The 325-nt window shown below is 71.1% G+C and carries 1 protein-coding gene; it reads right to left on the minus strand.

Annotated features, from left to right (window positions below; translation table 11 throughout):
• A partial coding sequence (locus VM95_RS38190; protein ID WP_045706331.1) for an amidohydrolase family protein occupies positions 1-325 on the minus strand: 325 nt, incomplete at both ends.

Below are 325 nucleotides of genomic sequence, written 5' to 3' on the forward strand. Positions count from 1 at the left end.
GTGGAAGGCGTGGATGGTCCGGCCCTCCAGCACCTTGAGGGTGTCCTCGACGGACAGGCACTCGTTCAACCCGTCCGTGTGCAGGGCGACTTGGACGTCATGGGCCTCGGCCACGGACAGCGCGGTGTCCAGCGCCCGGGTGTGCGCGCCCATGTCCTCGTGCACCTTGAACCCGCAGGCGCCGCCCTCGACGAGGGCCTCCACCAGCGGCGCCGGGTGGGAGGAGGAACCGCGGCCGAGGAAGCCGATGTTGACGGGCCAGGCGTCGAAGGCGTTGAAGGCGTGCCGCAGTGCCCAGGGGGAGTTGACGCCGACGCCCCAGACC

It is taken from the genome of Streptomyces rubellomurinus (genome assembly GCF_000961885.1).
GTDB classification, from domain to species: Bacteria; Actinomycetota; Actinomycetes; order Streptomycetales; family Streptomycetaceae; genus Kitasatospora; species Kitasatospora rubellomurina.